Here is a 17,903-nt window from a genome sequence, read left to right as displayed (position 1 = left end):
GACGAAAGAAGTGAAGGGATCAATTTCACAGAAACAAAGCTCAAGAAGCTCATCGTCCCACGCGTCGATGGAGCCAAACTTAAAGTCTTTGATAACTCTCGGATCTATATGTTTTTTTAGATTTTTGATCATTTTTCGTTAGTCACTGAATTTTATGAATTTTTAAGCTATCACCCTTGCCCAGCTTCTATCTCTTGCTGTTTGGCCTCAGGGTCTCCTTTCGTGATTTTTGGAGGTGGTGCTATCCAGGCTTTCAACAACTGCCCAGCCTCCTGATAAAAATGCGGCACAGCTTTTTCCAACTCCTCAACAAACACCTTCCGCCCACTGAACTTCCCGGCAAGATCCACTTCATAAACTACTTCAAGTGTCGTGGCTGCGGTGTTTGAGTTATCGGATTCCAGCAACTCCGGCGAATCTCGTAACTCTCTCAGTGTCTGGTAGGTTGTTTCTGCCTTGCCGGGCCTAGTGGCGCGGATATGGAATCCCGCTGGCTCGGTCTTCTTCAATTGCCGCAGGAGCCAGTTAACTCTGGCTTTTGTGCTCTGCTTGTCTTTCGGCGCGGCAAGGCGCATTGAGCAATAAATCATGCGCCGTTGAAGGTCTGCGGTTACTTCCAGATCAGCCGCTGCATTAATAATGTTGAGAGCGCAGTGCAGGGCAGGTGTTTTACAGAACGCATCGGCGTCGTCCTTCAGGCGCATGGAAGGGTCGAGGCGGTGGTTGTTTTTCAATTTCAGGGAAACATCGCTGCCCGTTAGTCGAGACATGATCAAACAAAGGTCCCGCTGCTCCTGGTGCCAGGCGGCGATGGTGTTCTGAACCTCGTCGCTGCTTTTAGCGAGTGGGGCATTGCTCTTCACTTTATTGACGACGTCTTTCCATTCCGCGTTCATCTGGTCGAAGTGGCTGATGCCGGAACGGTCGCTTTCAAGGTAGCGCAGTATTTCGCTAAGGATGAACACCTGATCGTGGTCCTCAACACCATCATTTTTTAGCAGAAGCTGGCACTGGGTTCGGATGAATGCCCATGACCAGTGGAAGAGCGCGACAGTCTTAGTAGCGTTCTTAGAGAGTTTTACCGGGTGATGGGTTGGCAGCGCGGCGAACTGGTTGGTGATGGTGATCACGGCATCCAGTTTGTGGGTTTTCGCTTGCTGAAGGTAGCGTGATACTTGGTCTTCCCCAATGGTGTCGTTGCCGACTTTGGCTTCTATCAATGCCCGCCATTCACGCCGGCCGGTACGAAGAATCAAGAGCCCGTCCGGGCGATCCTTGAGTTTGACTGCTTTCTTGTCTTCGTTCTGGAAAACCACTTCTGTCCAGGCTTCGAGGGTGGCGCTGGTCCCGACGCGGACGTTCAGGGATTTCAAAAGAGATTGGCGCAACTCAAGCACGGAGCGGAGGCCCGCGAGGATAATGGAGACGGATTTCTGTTCTCTTGCGCTGTCTGCGGCTATCGGAATGAGTCGGGCAGGTTCTCCGCCAGTGAGGAAGTCAGGACGGTTTTTCACAGCTAGCTCCATGCTTTTATTAGATTTAGTTTCCTAACTAAGTCTAGCAGTGATTTACCATTTTTCCTGTTAACGAGGTAATGGAAAACCGGGACAGATCTATTTTCTCGGCTTCTCTGATGGCCCAGCGCTATTCCTTAAGCCGGACGAGCAACCGGCCATCCTCAACCTGGATATAATCCACACCGGCTGCAAAGGATTGCCAGAAGCCCGGGTTTGCGCCGAACTCGTTGACCAGGTCCACGTTCTTGAGGTTACCCAACCAGGCGTTCGGAATGGGTACGCCCATCAGGCTGACGCCCCTTAACTTAACCAGGGGACGACCGTTGGCAAAGGAGAGTTCTACGCCAGCATTCACTCGTAGGGTTCTGCCGCCGAGCACAGGGAAGTTCTCTTCAAGAGGTACCAGAAGGACGGCGCTCAACAGATCGTCTGAAAGGTCGACGGCAAGTCTCTGGGCCAGATCAGTGTTGTTGGCCAGCAAACCGTTGAGTTCCCGCTCGCTAAAATGGACCTCCCGGCTGGCGCCTTCCTCACTGTAGGCTTCCGGCTGCAACGGGCGGCCAGATTCGCCGCCCTGGGTATCAATACCCAGACTATTCAGCTTGTTGTTAAGTGAGTCCTGTTCACTGGCATTCAGGGTTACGGGTTCGAAGTTCTCAGGAAACACATAGTGGCTTAACCACCAGTAACCGACGCCGACGGTGGCAACGATGGTGATCAGGACAATGCCAAAGACATGCAAACCACTGAAGCCCTTCTTTGCGGGTGGCGGCGCTGATGCGGTTTTATCCTCGGTTGTCTCACTCATTGCCAATGTCACCTGATTGCAGTTTGAATCCTCTGCCACGGTCCTCGTGTTCGTATTTCATAAGATCGTTCGCGACAGATGTATTTCCTGAATCCTATACTGTCTAGAGGCTGAATGCTGCCAAGGGCGGCCAGTTACTGAGTTCTCGTTACCCGGGAGTTGTCGATGGGGGAAAGCTGGCAGGATTTGCTGGTCGCCATGCAGGAAATAAGCTTGCAGGATGTTATCCCGCAGGCCGCGGTACTGGTCTTTTCGGGGATGGCTGCGTTCTATCTGCATCGTCTCATTGCCCAACATACCGGTGCCGATTCCCAGGGCGTGCGACACTTTACGCAACGCACCATCCAGCGCCTTGCCTTTCCCATCTCGATGCTGCTGATGGTTCTACTGGGTCGCGCGTTACTCGCCGCGCTGAATCAAGCCCATTGGGCCCTGGATCTGGCTATCCCGCTGCTGATCTCGTTCGCCCTGATCCGCACCCTGGTTTATATGTTGCGCAAGGGGATGCGAAGCGGCCCCCTGGTCAAGGCTTCGGAAAATGTAATCAGTACGCTTATCTGGCTGGTGGTGGGCCTGCATCTCGTGGGCTTGCTACCCGGATTGCTTGAGGCCATGGATAGCCTGGCTTTCACCGTGGGCGACCTGCGCATATCCCTGTTGGCAGTCATCAAGCTGCTCCTGCTGATGGGCCTTGTGTTAGTGGTTGCCATATGGCTCTCGGGCATTATCGATCGGAGACTGTCCCAGTTGCCGTATCTGAGCCCCGGTGCGGCCGTGGGTTTCTCCAAAGTCAGCAAGCTGGTGCTGATCACCGTTGCTGGACTGTCCGTTCTTAACCTGGTCGGTATTGATCTCACGGCGCTCGCGGTGTTCGGCGGTGCCCTGGGTGTTGGCCTTGGCTTTGGCCTGCAGCGTATTGCCAGCAATTTCATCAGCGGTTTTATTCTTGTGTTCGACCGCTCGATTCGCCCCGGTGATGTGGTCAGCGTCGGTGAGAAGTTCGGCTGGGTGGTCGCACTGCATGCCCGCTATGTGGTGGTGCGCAACCGCGATGGCGTGGATACGCTCATTCCCAACGAAAACCTGATTACCACCGAGGTGATTAACTGGTCTTATTCGGACCCCAACGTACGTCTGAAGATCCCGGTTTCGGTCAGCTACAGTGATGACGTTGAGCGTGCTATGGCAATCATGTTGGAGGTGGCCCGGGAGCACCCCAGGGTGATTCCGGAGCCGGAGCCGGTGTGCCGGTTAACGCAGTTCGGCGACAACGGCATTCATCTGGAAGCCCGGGTCTGGGTCGCGGACCCGCAAGAAGGTTTCGGTAGCGTAAGCTCTGACATTAATCTGGAAATCTGGCGTCGATTTAAGCAAGAAGGCATCACCATCCCATTCCCCCAACAAGACCTGTACATCAAGGAAGCGCCAGCGAAATAGAAAGCCGGGACAGATTTATTTCGTGGTTTGAAAAATAGATCTGTCCCGATTTTCCTTCCCTGCAGTCAACGCCGTCGCTGATTATAATAGTGGACCTTGAACCGTCGTAGAGAACCCTATGCCAATCGAAAAGAATCAGGTGGTCTTGTTTCACTAAAGCGTCAGTGATGACCAAGGCAACGAAATCGAAAACTCCCGTGGCGGCGAGCCGAACGCTGAAGCCCTGGAGGTCTTGAATTCCTCGGCCACGTTTTCTACATGCTCCACGACGTCAAAACCCTCGACCTCGATCCACAAGGCCGGTATCGCGTGGTGATCGCCGGCCATTCCCACAAACCCCGAAACGAGTGGGTCGGCGACGTGCTTTATTTCAATCCCGGTGGCGCCGGGCCGCGGCGCTTTACGCTGCCGATCACGGTAGGACGGTTGGAGGTGACCGAAGACGATGTAGTGGGTGACATCATCGAACTGCCGGTTTGATTATTCGACACCACTACCCTGTAGCTGCCCTACGTAGGCGGCGGTAAAGGCCGCTTCCTGAAAGGCCTTCAAACCTGTGTCGGGAAACGCAATTGGCAGCGGGTTGGCCGCTAGGGTGGATTTGATCAGTGCCGGGGGCAGCAGGGTCACCGTCAACTCAATACCGGTGATCAGTTGAATGGCCGCTTCCATTTTAAAGCTGATGGCACCGCCGGCAAATTTGCCTTTTGGCATCCGCTCTTTGATCGCGACACTGGTGACCCCGTACTCGGCCATTAGCTCCGCAAAGGCCGCCTGGAACCGCTTCAGATCTTCACGGCTGTGGTTTTTCGGCAGTGACAGTTTGCGCACCTTGCACTCCGGCAGGTTGAACTGCCCCCTGTCCATATTCAGCAAACACACCACCGCATCGCTGCCCGTCAGTTCAACCCCGCAAACAATCATAGCCATTGCCCTCTATACCCCGGCTGTCGTCAGCCGCAGCACTTCTTGAATTTGATACCGCTGCCGCAGGTGCAGACGTCGTTGCGGGAGGGCGATTTAACAGTGGTGACGGTCCCTCCTTTGTTCAGGAGGGCAGTGAGCTCGTTGATGGACTCAACGGCGCCCTCGCGGGTATCAACCGAAATAGTCGCGTGCAGTTTGGCCCTGGCCACCTGTGCCTCAACTTCCTGCTTGCGCGCCTCACTGGTAACCACCAGCGTTAGCGGATATTTCCTGCTACCACTCTTCTGGCTGGCGTTGGTCTGAAAGCCGCCGTAAGCGGTGTGGTGCTGGCGAGCGTCTTGCCGACCCTTGAAGAAAAATTTATCTGACATCGCGACATCCTGGTGGGGAGAATACCCGAGCTACTGCCGGGAGGAGTCTTTTAGCACGCTTGCGGAAACGGCGATATAGGCAGATGTAATTTCCTGAGACGGCCCGGCAAAACAAGCACAAGGAGACAGCCATGAGCGGGAGCCCCCTGAAAAATCGCATATCGAGTTGACTACACTGAGGTAAGGCCCATTGCAGATGAGGGGAACGGCAATGATTGAAGTGTTAACTGGTTTTCCTGATAACGTACTGGCGTTCGCTTGTCATGGCCATGTCACGAAGCAAGATTACGAGTCGGTTCTTATGCCCGCTGTTGAGACGGCGCTTGAGAGTCAGTCCAAGTTGCGGCTCTACTACGAAACGGCCTCGGACTTTGATGGCATCGCCCCTGGAGCAGTCTGGGAAGATACCAAGGTGGGCTTGGGCCACATGGATCGTTGGGAGAAGTTTGCCGTTGTCACCGATGTGGGCTGGATAGGCCACACGATGAAGCTTTTCAGTTTCCTGATGCCTGGAGATCTACGCGTGTTTTCGACTGATCAAGCGGCTCAGGCGCGGGAATGGATTGTGGCGTGATACCTTAGTTTCTATTGTTAACGCCACGCCACGCCCCGGCGCTTCCAGAAATCGGGACAAATATAGAGGTCCCATGCATCTATTCAGGCTGTATTCACGATGAAATCAATCGCCCTGGCGTCACTGTTGGTCATCCTTCTGGGGTTTCTCGGTGTTCAGTATTACATTACTTCCGTCCCTGCTCTTGAGGCTCCCATCACCGTTGGTGAAGTCCGGGAAGTGAAGTCTGAAAAATCCCTCGTGGTTACCCTGGTGGACAGCGAAGGGCAGCGGTTTACCGTCGGTCTCAGGGGCGATACCGCGAAACCGGAGGAAGCCGCGCTTTTCTATATCCGGAATCCGGATGTCATTCCCTATGTGTTCTGGCCGAATCTTCGAAGTAACGATGAGAAACGGGTTCTGGAATTGCTGGAGGACCTGATCGAATCTGACGCGTCAGACGTTGCCGCCGTTCGCAGCATCTACTCGGTCTTGAAGGAACGTAACTGACGATCAAGCGTTGCGTCTTCTAAACTTGAGTGAGCGCCAGCCATAATTGTCAGCGAGCCCACTGCCTCGCATCGCGACTCCGAAATCAGGTTGAGGCCCAATGCCATGCCAAACCCCCAGGGACTCTGAAAAAACCGGGACCGACTTATTTTGTGCACACTGTTTTTTTGACGTTATCAGCCCATTTCGAAAAATATCTATCAAACGAGAGCTATCAAACAATCATGACGAGAAAGACATTAAGTTTAACCCGAAAACGAAACAAAGATGCTAAACCAGTGGCTGAGGAAGCCGAAGCTATGGTTGAAGTTGAGGCTGATCCACAAAAACGTTTTTTAAATGCTGTGGCTATCAATCCAACGCCGGGGATTCGCTTGGAGTCAGGTTCAGAAAAACTCACGGTGCGCGCGATGGATTTGATCACGCCGATTGGAATGGGGCAGCGAGGTTTGATAGTTGCACCGCCGGGGTCTGGAAAATCGACGATTTTAAAACATATTTGCCAGGCGGTGGGAAAGGCGTATCCCGAGATTAAACTTTACGCGTTATTGGTAGATGAGCGACCCGAAGAGGTCACTGATTTCAGGCGTAGCGTCCCGGCTGAGGTACACGCTTCTTCTTCGGATGAAAGCTATGCTCATCACGTTCGCGTTGCCGATGAGCTTCTTGATATCGCCCGCCAACAAGCTGGCGAGGGTCACAACGTCATGATTGTGATTGATTCTCTCACGAGGCTTTCGCGTGTGCATAATGCGGAGCGAAAGGGCAGCGGTCGTACTATGTCTGGCGGGATGGATGCACGAGCGATGGAGATCCCGCGGAGGTTGTTTGGCGCTGCACGAAACATTGAGAATGGCGGCTCGCTGACCATTTTGGCAACCGTTTTGGTGGATACCGGCAGCCGTATGGACCAGGTTATCTTTGAGGAATTCAAGGGCACGGGGAACATGGAGCTGGTTTTGTCGAGAGACGTTGCGAATCAGCGAATCTTTCCCGCGCTGGATATTTCGAAAAGCAGTACACGCCGTGAAGAGCTGCTGTTGGATCCAAAAGATTTAGACAAAATAAGAGCATTGCGCCGGGCGCTTGGCGGTCTCAAACCGCTGGAGGGCACAAAAAAGCTGGTTGAGCTGCTTGAGAAGTACCCCACAAATGCCGAGCTTCTGAAAAATATCCCCGGGCCAGGATGATGAAGTAGGAAAACCGGGACAGATCTATTTTCAGCCCCGGTTTTCCCTAACATTGTCGGCTTTTGAAACCAGGTTGCTAAACCAGCGGCATTGAGTTGAACAGACCTGGCTTTCGGCGAAGGCCTACCATTTTCTTCCCGACGAGCCTGCGCAACACCTCCTCAATCCGGACGCGGGCTATCTGCTGGGCTCCAGGCTCACGGTGGCCGATATCGCAACTGCTGCATTGTTTGGCACCCTCGTCCACAGCTTTCCGGAACTCGCCGCAGATCTGGAACACAACGCCCCCCGGGTGGCGGGTCTCTGCCAACGAGTGGAGGACCATCCGTCGATCAGGCCTTTTCTTGAGGATCAGCGAAAGGAGTTGGGTAAGGCCTACTGTGGTGGTCAGATTGAGCGGTCCCTGCGGGACGTCATACGGTAGCGCCGAAATACTGTTGGGCCAGCTGTAACCAGGCGACTGCTGACGCCGGCCCCCGGCGCTATACTCTTCCAATCACGGTAGGGCGGCTGGAGGTGACCGAAGACCGTGTCGCGTGTGAAATTATTGAACTGCCGGTTTGATCCATCCGGTCCGCCGCTTCCAGAAACCGGAGGAAGCCGCGCTTTTCTATCTCCGAAATCAGGTTGAGGCCCAACGCCATGCCAAAACCCCAGGGACTCTGTATCGACATTTCCGGTGTGCTCCACGAAGGGGGAGAGGTCGTCACCGGCGCTCGGGAAGCCATTGCAAAGGTCCGCGAGGCGGGAGTGCCATGCCGCTTTCTCACCAACACTTCCCGCAAGCCGTCCCGGGCAGTGCTGGACCAACTCCGCGAACTGGGTTTCGAGGTCGATGAGAAAGAAGTGCTGACGGCACCGGCCGCTGTCGCGCGTTACGTGAAGGCCCGGAAACTTAAAGCCTGGCTGCTGGTGCATCCTGACATTGAGGAGGAGTTCGAACCGGCTTCATTTTCCGATGCAGATGCAGTCGTGGTCTGTGATGCCGGTGAACGCTTCGATTACCGTCGGCTGGATCAGGCCTTCGCTCTGCTGATGGAGGGCGCGCCCCTGCTGGCGGTGGGCATGAACCGTTACTTCAAGGCATCCGACGGCCTGCACCTGGATGCCGGCCCCTTCATTCGCGCCCTGGAGTATGCGGCCGGGGTGGAGGCCACCATCATTGGCAAGCCCGGCGAGGTCATGTTCCAGGAGGCCTGTGACAGCATGGGGCTGGCGCCGGGCGACTGCCTGATGATCGGCGACGATGTGGAAGCGGATATTGGCGGCGCCCGGAAGGCGGGGCTCCAGGCGGCGCTGGTGAAAACGGGCAAGTATCAGGAATCGGATGGAGCCCGGGCCGCGGAACTCGGCGCCGGTGTTTTCGACGATATCGCCGCTGTGGCATCACACTGGCTCAAAGTTCAATGAAACGAGGGATTAACATGATCGAAACCCCACTGGAATTTCCGAGTCACGGTACAACCTGTCGCGGTGTTCTTTACACCCCGGATGCCGACAGTAAAAGTTTACCGTGTGTCGTGATGGCGCATGGTTTTGGGCTGACTCATGCCAGTGGTCTGGCACCGTTTAAAGAAGCCTTCTGCAATGCGGGTTATGCGGTCTTTGCCTTTGACTACCGCCATTTCGGTGAAAGTGACGGTCAGCCACGACAGACGCTGAGCCCTCGGAAGGAAGTGGCAGATTGGCTGGCGGCACTGAATTTTGCGCGGCAGCTGGATCGTATCGATGGGAGCCGTATTTGCCTGTGGGGGGCGTCGTTTTCTGGCGGGCTCGTGATTGCGGCTGCGGCAAAGGATGGAAACGTGCAATGCACCATCTCCCAATGCCCGATGATGGATGGTCTGGCGTCTTTGCTGGGTGTTGTCGGTTATGCCGGCCCTATGCAGGCGATGCGCCTGACCTGGCACGGAACGGTCGACTGGCTTCGTCGTGGGCTGGGGATGTCTCCCCGGTACGTTGCGTCGGCAGGCCGCCCCGGCGAGTTGGGCATGATGACGGCTGAGGACTGCCAGGAGGGGTATGTTCCTTTGCTGGCCGATAATGCGTCGAATTACGTTGCAGCGGGCGTGAGTTACGCGTTTCCCTTTTTCCGGCCCATCCGGTTGGCCAGCAAAGTCACCTGCCCGGCACTGGTGTTGATTTGCGACCAGGATACGGTCGCCCCGGCGAGTGTTGCGGCCAAAGCGGCAGAGAGAATGCCGAACGCGGAAGTGAAGCACTATCCGGTCGGTCATTTTGATGTTTATCGGGGCGAAGCTCTGGATCAGTCAATCGAAGATCAGCTTGATTTCCTGGCCCGGTTTTTCCGGTGAAGGCAAAAGCTGGGGCAGATTCATTGCCATCAGCCGACGCCATGCTCCATAACACTCTTCATGCTCAATACCTGCCCTTCCGTCACGGTCTCCATGACGATGTAGCTCCGTGAATCATTCACCCCCGGCAGCGCCAGGATGGTTGCGCCCAACAGCGAACGGTAGTGCTCGACATCCGCCACCCGGGCCTTGATCAGGTAATCGAAATTGCCGGACACCAGGTGGCACTCCTGGACTTCCGGAACGTCGATGGCGGCCTCCTTGAACTGTGCGAACACGTCCGGGCCGGTTCGGGTCAGGCTGATCTCGACAAACACCGTGAGGCCGATGCCCAATTTACGGGCGTTGAGGATGGCACGGTAGTTCTTGATATAGCCGTCCCGTTCGAGCTTCCGGACTCTTTCCAGGCAGGGCGTCGGGCTCAGGTTCACCCGGTTGGACAACTCGTGATTGGTGATCTTCGAGTTGTTCTGCAGCTCATCCAGGATGGCCAGGTCGATACGGTCCAGTTTCCGCATGGCGTTGCTCCTCATACCAGTAAGTTTCGCCGAAATAGAAGAAAATACTGTAGTTGAGAAAACAAAAGGATCAAATAATGAATTAGTAGTTTTATTCGGGATTTTATCCTGTCGGCCCTGATTAGACTTTAAAACGTCAGCGTGACCCGTGGGTCGCGTTCATTCACTGCCCGACAGGAGCAAATGCCTATGATTGTGGGTGTACCCAAAGAGATCAAAAACAATGAATTCCGGGTTGGACTGACGCCAGAGGCGGTCCATGAGTTGGTTGCCCAGGGCCATTCGGTGGTGGTGCAGACCGGTGCCGGTGCGGGTATCGATCTTACCGATGAACAATACGAGTCAGCAGGCGCCAGGCTGGTCCCGTCGGCCGAAGCCGTCTTCGAACAGGCGGAGATGATCGTCAAGGTCAAGGAGCCACAGGCCAGCGAGCGGGCCCTGCTGCGGCCTCACCACACGCTGTTTACCTACCTGCATCTGGCGCCGGACGTACCTCAGACCAAAGACCTCCTGGCCAGCGGCGCTACCTGCATCGCCTATGAGACCGTGACTGACAGTAACGGCGCGTTGCCGCTGCTGGCGCCCATGTCGGAAGTGGCGGGCCGTATGAGCATTCAGGCCGGCGCTCACTGCCTTGAGAGTTCCCGGGAAGGTCGGGGGCTGCTGCTGGGGGGTGTTCCCGGTGTGAACGCGGCCACGGTGGTGGTGATTGGCGGCGGCGTGGTGGGGTTCAACGCCACCCAGATGGCGGTCGGGATGGGCGCCCGAGTCACTGTGCTGGACACCTCCATTTCCGTGTTGCGCCGATTCGATGCGGTGTTTGGTAATCGGGTCCAGACCCTGTTTTCTTCCTCGAAGGCCGTTGCGGACGCCGTGTCGCAGGCGGATCTGGTCATTGGTGGTGTGCTGATCCCGGGGGCGGCCGCGCCCAAGCTGGTCAGTCGCGAGCTGATTTCCCGCATGAAGCCCGGCGCGGCGGTGGTGGATGTGGCCATCGACCAGGGCGGTTGCTTTGAAACCTCAACGCCGACAACCCACGCCGAGCCCACCTTCATCGTGGATGGCGTGGTTCATTACTGCGTGGCCAACATGCCCGGCGCGGTGGCCCGAACCTCCAGTTACGCCCTGAACAACGCCACGCTGCCCTATGTCCTTCAGATTGCCAACAAAGGGGCCCCCCGGGCACTGGCAGACAGCGCGGGGCTGCTGAACGGTTTGAACGTGGTCAATGGCGTGCTGACCTGCCCATCGGTAGGTGCGGCCCAGGGTATCGACTCCATCACCCCGGATCAGGGGCTGGCACTGATGCACTGATCCTTAACGCTCTAAACACCATACGACAACAACAAGAGGTATTGATCCAATGGATTCTGTGAGTTCTGTATTAGGGGACATTAACGCCATCGTCTGGGGGTGGCCCATGCTCATTCTCATTCTGGGCGTGGGCTTTTTTATGAGTCTTGGCCTGAAACTGATGCCGATCCTGCGCATCGGCACCGGGTTCAAACTGCTCGCCGGCGGCGTCAAGGTCGGTAAGGATGAAGAGCAGACCGGTGAGGTGTCGCCTTTCCAGGCGTTGATGACCGCCATGGCGGCCACGGTTGGCACCGGGAATATTGCGGGCGTTGCCACGGCGGTGTTCCTCGGCGGCCCGGGCGCGCTTTTCTGGATGTGGGTGACCGCCCTGGTGGGTATGGCCACCAAGTATTCGGAAGCGGTGTTGGCCGTGCGGTTCCGTGAAGTGGATGAGGAGGGCAACCATGTCGGGGGCCCGATGTACTACCTGAAGAACGGCCTTGGCCGGCGCTGGGCCTGGCTGGGTTCCGCGTTTGCGATCTTTGGTGCCGTGGCCGGATTTGGTATTGGTAACACGGTTCAATCCAACTCCGTTGCCCAGGTCATGGAAACCAACTTTGGCGTGCCCGAACTGGTGACCGGCCTGGTAGTGATGGTACTGGTTGGAGCCGTGTTGATGGGCGGAATCCGGCGCATCGGCTCAGTGGCCGGCAAACTGGTGCCGGTCATGGCCGTCGCCTACATCCTGGCGGGCCTGGTGGTGCTTGCCATCAATGCCGATCAGATTGGCCCGGCCATGGCGCTGATCCTTGAGAGTGCGTTTTCAGGGCACGCGGCGCAAGGTGGCTTTGCCGGGGCGGCCGTTTGGGCGGCCATTCGCTTCGGTGTCGCCCGTGGTGTGTTTTCCAACGAGGCCGGCCTGGGCTCTGCCCCCATCGCCCATGCGGCCGCCAAGACCCGGGATCCGGTTCGTCAGGGGTTGATTGCCATGCTGGGTACCCTGCTGGACACCCTGGTCGTCTGCTCGGTCACCGGCCTGGTGATTGTCACCTCCGGTATCTGGGATTCCGGCGAGTCCGGCGCCGCATTGACCTCGGCGGCCTTCGGTCTTGCCTTGCCGGGGGTGGGGAACTATCTGGTCGCCATCGCGTTGGCGTTGTTCGCCTTCAGCACCATCCTGGGCTGGTCGTTCTATGGCGAGAAATGTGTGGAGTTCCTGTTTGGCACCCGGGCGATCAAGCCATTTCGGGTGCTGTGGATCCTCGCCGTTCCCCTCGGCGCGGTTCTCAGCCTGGATTTTGTCTGGTTGGTGGCCGATACGCTGAATGCGCTGATGGCCTTGCCCAACCTGATTGCCATCGTTGCCCTCAGCCCGGTGGTCTTCCGATTGACGCGGGATTACTTCGAGCGCCAGGCGCTGGGTGTGCCCGTGGAATCCTCGGGAGCCGGTTCCTGAGGCCAGACGCTGGCGCATGATCAAAAGGGGGCGGATTGACTTCAGGAGGGTCAGTCTGCCCCTTTACACTTTGTAACATATTGAAATATAAATAAAAGGTAAGGGTGGAATCGCGTGTATTTCTGATATTCTCGGAGTGGTTCACAAACCTGGTACGTGACTGATGGGAGGATGGAGATACTGGATTCCTACCCGTCATACCGGGCAGGTCAGACCACCTGAACAATGGGATTTACACCAATGAATATGAAATCACTGCTCGTTTTTCTATCTCTGAGTGCCACCTCATTGGGTGCCGTTGCCGATGACACAGCCGACGCTGCGCTGGGTGGCGGTATTGGCGGAGCAATCGGGGCTGCCATCGGCAACGAAGTAGGCGGCAGGGACGGTGCTATTCTCGGCGGTGCCGTCGGTGCGGCAACGGGAACAGCCATTACCACTAGAGATCATGATAGAGAATACTATCGCGACCATGATCGCCGTCGTCATGACTATGATTATGACGATCGCCGGTCTTACCGTAAGTCTGGTGGCCATTTCTGCCCACCGGGCCAGGCGAAAAAGGGCAACTGCTGAAACGCGACAAGCCTGCCATTCGATCTGTGCGCATCAAAAAGCCTTTCTCCAACGGGAAGGCTTTTTTTTCGACCCTGAACCACCTACTGAAGTAGTGGTTTGTTCCGGCTATGGGGTCTGCCAGGAAGCCGCCGCACCGGTGTGTGCGGCCCGCGGTATTTTTTCCCTGCCGGTAGTCCAGCTGTGGTTTGGCGGGCAGCGATTCGCGGAATTCGCGAGGGTGTTTTCCATGGGGGAGGTGCGGTCGGCTCTGGAGCGGCCCAGATTTACTCAAAAAAATGGAGATGTTATGACGGAGCAGCGTTTTACCGAATACAAGATGGTCCATATCACGGAGGGCGGCTGTGGCACATTGCTGCTGGGCTCCTCCGGCTTGCCCCTGAAAAAAATTGAAGCGGAACTGAACCGCTACGCTTCTGAAGGTTGGCAGGTTGTATTCCAGGTTCTGGAGATGAAGCGCTTCTGGCTGTTTTGGCAGCGTGAATCTGTGATTGTTACGTTGGGGCGCTAACAGGTGCTGAAGACGTTAGCTCTGAAGGCCATCGGGTTTTATCGTCGAACGGGTGGCGGCATCCGATGGTTTGGCATCGACTGCAATTTTGAACCGAGTTGCTCTGCCTATTCTGAAGAGGCTATCCGGCAATTCGGTCTTCGCAAAGGCCTGGCATTAACTTTTCACCGTCTTCGTAGGTGCAACAGGTCGGACGCGATCTGTAAATGCATCGAGCCGGTCACCTGGGATATCGAGCATGTTGAAACAAGAAGAAGTTGATGCCGAGGAAGATTCGCTCAGAAAGGCGATTCGCGAGCTTTCAGATGAGCAGCGGGCAGAATTCTATCGGCAAGCGGGGAAAGCGGTTAAGGATCCGGACACATATGCTGCATTGAACTGGTTTTTTATCACCGGATTGCACCATTTTTATCTGGGGCGCTGGCAATCGGGGCTGATTGATATTGGTGCTTTGCTTTTTGCTATTGGGTGTTTCGCAGCTGGTTTCGTTTGGCCGGGTGTTATCCTTCTTTTGATCGTTTATTCCTGGGAATTGTGGCAACTGTTCCGGTCCCAGATTATCGTTCAGAACTGGAATAATCGGCTTTATCGGGACTTGTTGAGTCGCTACCAACACCGCCGGTACCTCGGTTAACATCGGCTGCCAGCGCACAGAACGGATTCTGTGCTTCAACAGCAAGGAGAAGCTGGTGCCAAGACAGGCCAGGGTGATTGTGCCCGGCTTTATAAGGGAGGGCGATGGTGCCGATCATGGATCCGGACAGCTGGACGCTGTTACAGAGCATCGTGGTTTTCAGTATCTGTGCCCTGGTGATTGCTATCGCGGGGACACGCATCACGCGCGTGGTCGACCAGCTCGCCGACCGGACCGGGCTGGGTGAGGCGACAGCTGGAGCCGTGCTTCTGGGGGCAGCGACATCCCTAAGTGGTGCGGTGCTCTCGGTAACGGCCGCCTACCAGGGGCACCCGGAGCTGGCTGTCAGTAATGCCCTTGGGGGCATCGCGGTGCAGACCTTTTTCCTGGCCATTGCCGACATTGTCTATCGTCGCGCGAACCTGGAACACGCAGCTGCCTCAGCCCCGAACATGATGCAGAACGGACTGCTGATCGCGCTCCTGGCGTTGATCCTTTTGGCACCGAGCTTGCCGGATGTGACCCTCTGGAACATCCACCCCGTTACCCCAATACTGCTGGGCTTCTATTTCTACGGCACCCGGCTCATCCAGAGTGCCGGCGACAACCCCATGTGGCGCCCCTCCATTACCCGTGAGACCCGGGAGGACGAGCCGGAGACCAAGAACCAACTGGCATCAATGAGCCGTCTCTGGACGGAATTCACAGTGCTCATGGCAACGCTTGGAGTGGCTGGCCTGGTAATGGAGCCCGCCGCCACGACAATCAGCTCGGAAGCCGGGTTAAGCCAGACAATCGTCGGTGTTCTTCTGACAGCGATCAGTACGTCCATTCCGGAGCTGGTAACGTCAATTGCCGCGGTAAGGCAGGGTGCGCTCACACTCGCGGTGGCTGGCATCATCGGTGGGAATGCCTTCGATACGCTTTTCATGGCCGCTTCGGACATCGCCTACCGGGACGGCTCGCTCTACCACACGATGACCGCCGACTCGGAACGTTGGGTCGCACTGACCCTCTTGATGTCGGCCATCCTGATCATGGGGCTGATACGTCGGGAACGCTATGGCGTCGGTCGAATCGGTGCAGAGAGTCTGGCGATCATGGTGCTCTACGGGCTTGGTGTGGTGTTGATGTTCACTGGCTGAATTGGGCGTTCAAAAGCCCCTTCGCTCAGATGAATGTCCAGGCCAATACCCTCGTAATCTTATTGCCCTGCTTCATCTCTATTTCCCGTATATCGACTGCACCGAGCTTACGAATCAACTTCTTTGCAGGCTTAACATTGTCGGCTTTTGAAACCAGGCTGGTAAACCAGCGGCATTGAGTTGAATACACCTGGCTTTCTTTTATTAGCTTTTTGAGAAACAGCTGTTCGCCCCCCTTGCACCAAAGCTCTGCTCCCAGTCCGCCAAAATTCAGAGTGGGGGATTTGGTTTTTGCTTTCTGTTCACCTCGACTACGAGCAAGGTTATTGAGTTTAAGCTGGCTACCTTTAACTGCTTCATCGAGCGAGGCATGGAAGGGTGGGTTGCACACGCTGACGTCAAAGAACTCCCCGGCTTGAATGATCCCTTCAAAAATGTGGTTTTTATCGGGTTGCGTGCGCAGCGCGAAGCGGTCTTTGAGTGTGGGATTGTTGGCGATTATCGTGGCAACGTTCTCAAGCGACTGAGTGTTAATGTCACTACCGACACACTGCCAGCCGTAAATTTGGCAGGCCAGTATCGGGTAGATTCCATTTGCTCCAGTTCCTATATCGAGCAGCTTGATGTTGGGCTGTTCAGGCCCAAGCAAGTCAGCAATGTAATGGATATAGTCGGCTCTGCCCGGGATTGGAGGGCAAAGCGCGCCTTCTGGTATATCCCAGTCGACAATGTCGTAGTATCGGTTTAATAACGCGGCGTTGAGAGTTTTTACTGCCAATGGGTCTGCGAAATTGATGGAAAGGTCGCCGTGAGCGTTCGGTTTCACATGGGGAGCTAGCGCTGGGTGGTTTTTTACGAGAGCTGGGAAGTCATAGCCTTGGTTGTGTAGATTCCTCGGGTGCAGACCTTTGCGAACTGGCCTGGCCTGGTTTTTCTTACTTCGATGGACGGTGCTCACAGTAATAGGCCTGAGGCTTGGAGTTCAGAAGTAGAGTGGGTCTGGCTTAGTCCGTGATTATAATCTTTATGTATTTGTTGCGCATACTCGGCAGTTCGAGGGTAGCGACGGACCTGGGCATGATCGCTGCGGCAACCAAAACGGTTAGCGTCTACAGTCAATGTTCAGGGGCAATACGGCGGTTTGCAGGATTAGTAGTCCTGGGTTGCACCTATTCGCCGGATTTTCGACTTTCAGTAACTGGTAGAGAGGCAGCTTGGATGGCGACTATAAAACCCGGTGGCCTGGGAATTAAAACACGCCTTTTCCAGATCATTTTCGAGTCTGATACCCGCCTGGCCAAGGGCTTTGATGTTTTTTTGGCGTTGCTGATATTCCTCAGCGTGGGGATTATTCTCCTGGACAGTGTGCCGGAATATCACGCCCGCTACGGTGAGCTTTTTTTTGGTGTGGAGTGGGGCGTAACGCTGCTGTTCACCATTGAGCTGGCCCTGCGCATCTATTGCCTGGAGAAACCGAAGCTTTACCTGAAAAGCTTTTATGGGATTATCGACGTGCTGGCTGTCTTGCCCACCTGGCTGGCGCTGTTGTTCCCGGGGGCCCAGACTCTCGTCGTCGTGCGTCTGCTGCGGACCCTGCGTCTGTTCCGGGTACTGGAAATGATGACGGTAGTGGGCGAGGGCCGCCTGCTGATGGAAGCCCTGATTCGCAGCCGGCACCAGATCCTGCTTTTTCTGTTTGCCGTGCTGATGGTCGTCACCATCTTCTCTTCTTTGCTCTATCTGATTGAGCCGGCCGAGGCCGGCTTTACCAGTATTCCCACATCGATCTACTGGGGCATCGTGACACTGACAACCGTGGGCTATGGCGATATAACCCCGGTGACTGGCTGGGGCCAGTTCATTTCCATGATGATCATGTTGACGGGCTACTCGATCATCGCGCTGCCCGTCGGGGTTTTTTCCGCGGAAGTGATTCGCACCCTGCGCGCGGAACGTTACTCCGATGAAGCCTGCCCGGGATGCGGTAAACATCGCCATGAAGTCGACGCCAAATACTGTAAACACTGCGGTACCTGGCTTAATGAAGAGACGCCCGACCCGCGCAGCTCCGGATGATGTTCTTCGAGCCAGAATTATCCGGCTCACAGGAAAACCGGCCTCCGGGCGGGAACCTGGAGG

The 17,903-nt window shown here is 55.9% G+C and carries 21 protein-coding genes and 1 pseudogene; 15 read left to right on the top strand and 7 right to left on the bottom strand.

Annotation, left to right across the window (positions count from 1 at the left end; all coding sequences use genetic code 11):
• Positions 1–170 precede the first annotated feature (170 nt).
• Positions 171–1,514 carry a hypothetical protein gene (locus tag K0B93_RS07830; protein WP_324124351.1) on the bottom strand — a complete coding sequence of 448 codons (1,344 nt, stop codon included), beginning with the start codon at positions 1,512–1,514 and terminating at the stop codon, positions 171–173.
• 130 nt (positions 1,515–1,644) lie between these two features.
• Entirely contained in the window at positions 1,645–2,325 is a 681-nt protein-coding gene (locus K0B93_RS07825; protein ID WP_219866672.1) for an arginine N-succinyltransferase, read from the bottom strand.
• 165 nt (positions 2,326–2,490) lie between these two features.
• On the opposite strand from K0B93_RS07825, the gene K0B93_RS07820 reads away from it, so the two are divergent.
• The gene (locus K0B93_RS07820) at positions 2,491–3,762 is read left to right on the top strand and encodes a mechanosensitive ion channel family protein (protein WP_219866671.1); all 1,272 of its coding nucleotides are present in this window, start codon (positions 2,491–2,493) and stop codon (positions 3,760–3,762) included.
• Positions 3,763–4,020: 258 nt separating this feature from the next.
• A complete protein-coding gene (locus K0B93_RS07815; protein WP_416383198.1) occupies positions 4,021–4,242 on the top strand; it encodes a metallophosphoesterase family protein in 222 nt (73 codons plus the stop codon).
• On the opposite strand, the gene K0B93_RS07810 is transcribed toward K0B93_RS07815, so the two are convergent.
• Both K0B93_RS07810 and K0B93_RS07805 read right to left on the bottom strand, forming a co-directional pair.
• The gene (locus tag K0B93_RS07810; RefSeq protein ID WP_219868063.1) at positions 4,243–4,686 is read right to left on the bottom strand and encodes a DUF3010 family protein; all 444 of its coding nucleotides are present in this window, start codon (positions 4,684–4,686) and stop codon (positions 4,243–4,245) included.
• Between the two features lie 29 nt (positions 4,687–4,715).
• Positions 4,716–5,060: a PBPRA1643 family SWIM/SEC-C metal-binding motif protein gene (locus K0B93_RS07805; RefSeq protein WP_219866670.1), complete on the bottom strand. Its 345-nt coding sequence runs from the start codon at positions 5,058–5,060 to the stop codon at positions 4,716–4,718.
• A gap of 211 nt (positions 5,061–5,271) precedes the next feature.
• On the opposite strand from K0B93_RS07805, the gene K0B93_RS07800 reads away from it, so the two are divergent.
• From K0B93_RS07800 to K0B93_RS07775, 6 genes and pseudogenes are all read left to right on the top strand, one after another.
• Positions 5,272–5,634: an STAS/SEC14 domain-containing protein gene (locus K0B93_RS07800; protein WP_219866669.1), complete on the top strand. Its 363-nt coding sequence runs from the start codon at positions 5,272–5,274 to the stop codon at positions 5,632–5,634.
• A gap of 99 nt (positions 5,635–5,733) precedes the next feature.
• Complete coding sequence (locus tag K0B93_RS07795) at positions 5,734–6,123, top strand: hypothetical protein (RefSeq protein WP_219866668.1); 390 nt, start codon at positions 5,734–5,736, stop codon at positions 6,121–6,123.
• Positions 6,124–6,275: 152 nt separating this feature from the next.
• Positions 6,276–7,313 carry a transcription termination factor Rho gene (gene rho, locus K0B93_RS07790; protein WP_285367360.1) on the top strand — a complete coding sequence of 346 codons (1,038 nt, stop codon included), beginning with the start codon at positions 6,276–6,278 and terminating at the stop codon, positions 7,311–7,313.
• 160 nt (positions 7,314–7,473) lie between these two features.
• Positions 7,474–7,737 (top strand): annotated as a pseudogene (locus K0B93_RS07785) (glutathione S-transferase family protein); the annotation flags it as partial.
• Positions 7,738–7,955: 218 nt separating this feature from the next.
• The gene (locus K0B93_RS07780; RefSeq protein ID WP_219866667.1) at positions 7,956–8,723 is read left to right on the top strand and encodes a TIGR01458 family HAD-type hydrolase; all 768 of its coding nucleotides are present in this window, start codon (positions 7,956–7,958) and stop codon (positions 8,721–8,723) included.
• Between the two features lie 14 nt (positions 8,724–8,737).
• A complete protein-coding gene (locus tag K0B93_RS07775) occupies positions 8,738–9,628 on the top strand; it encodes an alpha/beta fold hydrolase (RefSeq protein WP_219866666.1) in 891 nt (296 codons plus the stop codon).
• A 29-nt stretch (positions 9,629–9,657) separates the two neighbouring features.
• Here the strand turns inward: K0B93_RS07775 and K0B93_RS07770 are convergent, their stop codons facing one another.
• Positions 9,658–10,146: an Lrp/AsnC ligand binding domain-containing protein gene (locus K0B93_RS07770; RefSeq protein ID WP_416383197.1), complete on the bottom strand. Its 489-nt coding sequence runs from the start codon at positions 10,144–10,146 to the stop codon at positions 9,658–9,660.
• Positions 10,147–10,335: 189 nt separating this feature from the next.
• Here K0B93_RS07770 and ald point away from each other — a divergent pair, with 189 nt between their 5' ends.
• Both ald and K0B93_RS07760 read left to right on the top strand, forming a co-directional pair.
• Positions 10,336–11,460, top strand: a complete 1,125-nt coding sequence (ald, locus tag K0B93_RS07765) for an alanine dehydrogenase (protein WP_219866664.1) — start codon at positions 10,336–10,338, stop codon at positions 11,458–11,460.
• Positions 11,461–11,509: 49 nt separating this feature from the next.
• Positions 11,510–12,898: an alanine/glycine:cation symporter family protein gene (locus K0B93_RS07760; RefSeq protein WP_219866663.1), complete on the top strand. Its 1,389-nt coding sequence runs from the start codon at positions 11,510–11,512 to the stop codon at positions 12,896–12,898.
• A gap of 285 nt (positions 12,899–13,183) precedes the next feature.
• On the opposite strand, the gene K0B93_RS07755 is transcribed toward K0B93_RS07760, so the two are convergent.
• Complete coding sequence (locus tag K0B93_RS07755) at positions 13,184–13,348, bottom strand: hypothetical protein (RefSeq protein ID WP_219866662.1); 165 nt, start codon at positions 13,346–13,348, stop codon at positions 13,184–13,186.
• Between K0B93_RS07755 and K0B93_RS19245 the strand changes: the two genes are divergently transcribed.
• From K0B93_RS19245 to K0B93_RS07730, 4 genes are all read left to right on the top strand, one after another.
• Complete coding sequence (locus tag K0B93_RS19245) at positions 13,347–13,985, top strand: DUF4177 domain-containing protein (RefSeq protein WP_228743327.1); 639 nt, start codon at positions 13,347–13,349, stop codon at positions 13,983–13,985. The genes K0B93_RS07755 and K0B93_RS19245 overlap by 2 nt on opposite strands.
• 3 nt (positions 13,986–13,988) lie before the next feature.
• Positions 13,989–14,246 (top strand): membrane protein insertion efficiency factor YidD, encoded by a 258-nt coding sequence (gene yidD / locus K0B93_RS19470; protein WP_219866661.1) that lies wholly within the window; start codon positions 13,989–13,991, stop codon positions 14,244–14,246.
• Positions 14,224–14,619 (top strand): TM2 domain-containing protein, encoded by a 396-nt coding sequence (locus tag K0B93_RS07735; protein ID WP_219866660.1) that lies wholly within the window; start codon positions 14,224–14,226, stop codon positions 14,617–14,619. The genes yidD and K0B93_RS07735 overlap by 23 nt, the downstream gene beginning before the upstream one ends.
• Before the next feature lie 104 nt (positions 14,620–14,723).
• Positions 14,724–15,764 (top strand): sodium:calcium antiporter, encoded by a 1,041-nt coding sequence (locus K0B93_RS07730; RefSeq protein WP_219866659.1) that lies wholly within the window; start codon positions 14,724–14,726, stop codon positions 15,762–15,764.
• A gap of 25 nt (positions 15,765–15,789) precedes the next feature.
• Here K0B93_RS07730 and rlmF read toward each other — a convergent pair whose 3' ends face one another.
• Positions 15,790–16,722 carry a 23S rRNA (adenine(1618)-N(6))-methyltransferase RlmF gene (rlmF, locus tag K0B93_RS07725; protein WP_219866658.1) on the bottom strand — a complete coding sequence of 311 codons (933 nt, stop codon included), beginning with the start codon at positions 16,720–16,722 and terminating at the stop codon, positions 15,790–15,792.
• A gap of 260 nt (positions 16,723–16,982) precedes the next feature.
• On the opposite strand from rlmF, the gene K0B93_RS07720 reads away from it, so the two are divergent.
• Entirely contained in the window at positions 16,983–17,840 is an 858-nt protein-coding gene (locus K0B93_RS07720) for an ion transporter (RefSeq protein WP_219866657.1), read from the top strand.
• Positions 17,841–17,903 lie beyond the last annotated feature (63 nt).

The sequence above is a fragment of the Marinobacter sp. F4218 genome (genome assembly GCF_019443085.1).
GTDB classification, from domain to species: domain Bacteria; phylum Pseudomonadota; class Gammaproteobacteria; order Pseudomonadales; family Oleiphilaceae; genus Marinobacter; species Marinobacter albus.
The sequence above is the reverse complement of the archived record's forward strand: the minus strand, read 5'-3'. Positions and strand labels throughout refer to the sequence as shown.

Bases quoted from the DNA above. Each gene is read 5' to 3' on its own strand.
- K0B93_RS07780 (WP_219866667.1), top strand. From the start codon at position 7,956: ATGCCAAAACCCCAGGGACTCTGTATCGACATTTCCGGTGTGCTCCAC.
- K0B93_RS07800 (WP_219866669.1), top strand. From the start codon at position 5,272: ATGATTGAAGTGTTAACTGGTTTTCCTGATAACGTACTGGCGTTCGCT.
- K0B93_RS07775 (WP_219866666.1), top strand. From the start codon at position 8,738: ATGATCGAAACCCCACTGGAATTTCCGAGTCACGGTACAACCTGTCGC.
- K0B93_RS07755 (WP_219866662.1), bottom strand. From the start codon at position 13,348: ATGATCTCTAGTGGTAATGGCTGTTCCCGTTGCCGCACCGACGGCACC.
- K0B93_RS07815 (WP_416383198.1), top strand. From the start codon at position 4,021: ATGCTCCACGACGTCAAAACCCTCGACCTCGATCCACAAGGCCGGTAT.
- K0B93_RS07820 (WP_219866671.1), top strand. From the start codon at position 2,491: ATGGGGGAAAGCTGGCAGGATTTGCTGGTCGCCATGCAGGAAATAAGC.
- K0B93_RS07735 (WP_219866660.1), top strand. From the start codon at position 14,224: ATGTTGAAACAAGAAGAAGTTGATGCCGAGGAAGATTCGCTCAGAAAG.
- K0B93_RS07825 (WP_219866672.1), bottom strand. From the start codon at position 2,325: ATGAGTGAGACAACCGAGGATAAAACCGCATCAGCGCCGCCACCCGCA.
- K0B93_RS07795 (WP_219866668.1), top strand. From the start codon at position 5,734: ATGAAATCAATCGCCCTGGCGTCACTGTTGGTCATCCTTCTGGGGTTT.
- K0B93_RS07730 (WP_219866659.1), top strand. From the start codon at position 14,724: ATGGTGCCGATCATGGATCCGGACAGCTGGACGCTGTTACAGAGCATC.
- K0B93_RS07805 (WP_219866670.1), bottom strand. From the start codon at position 5,060: ATGTCAGATAAATTTTTCTTCAAGGGTCGGCAAGACGCTCGCCAGCAC.
- K0B93_RS07810 (WP_219868063.1), bottom strand. From the start codon at position 4,686: ATGATTGTTTGCGGGGTTGAACTGACGGGCAGCGATGCGGTGGTGTGT.
- K0B93_RS19245 (WP_228743327.1), top strand. From the start codon at position 13,347: ATGATAGAGAATACTATCGCGACCATGATCGCCGTCGTCATGACTATG.
- K0B93_RS07720 (WP_219866657.1), top strand. From the start codon at position 16,983: ATGGCGACTATAAAACCCGGTGGCCTGGGAATTAAAACACGCCTTTTC.
- K0B93_RS07760 (WP_219866663.1), top strand. From the start codon at position 11,510: ATGGATTCTGTGAGTTCTGTATTAGGGGACATTAACGCCATCGTCTGG.
- K0B93_RS07770 (WP_416383197.1), bottom strand. From the start codon at position 10,146: ATGCGGAAACTGGACCGTATCGACCTGGCCATCCTGGATGAGCTGCAG.
- ald (WP_219866664.1), top strand. From the start codon at position 10,336: ATGATTGTGGGTGTACCCAAAGAGATCAAAAACAATGAATTCCGGGTT.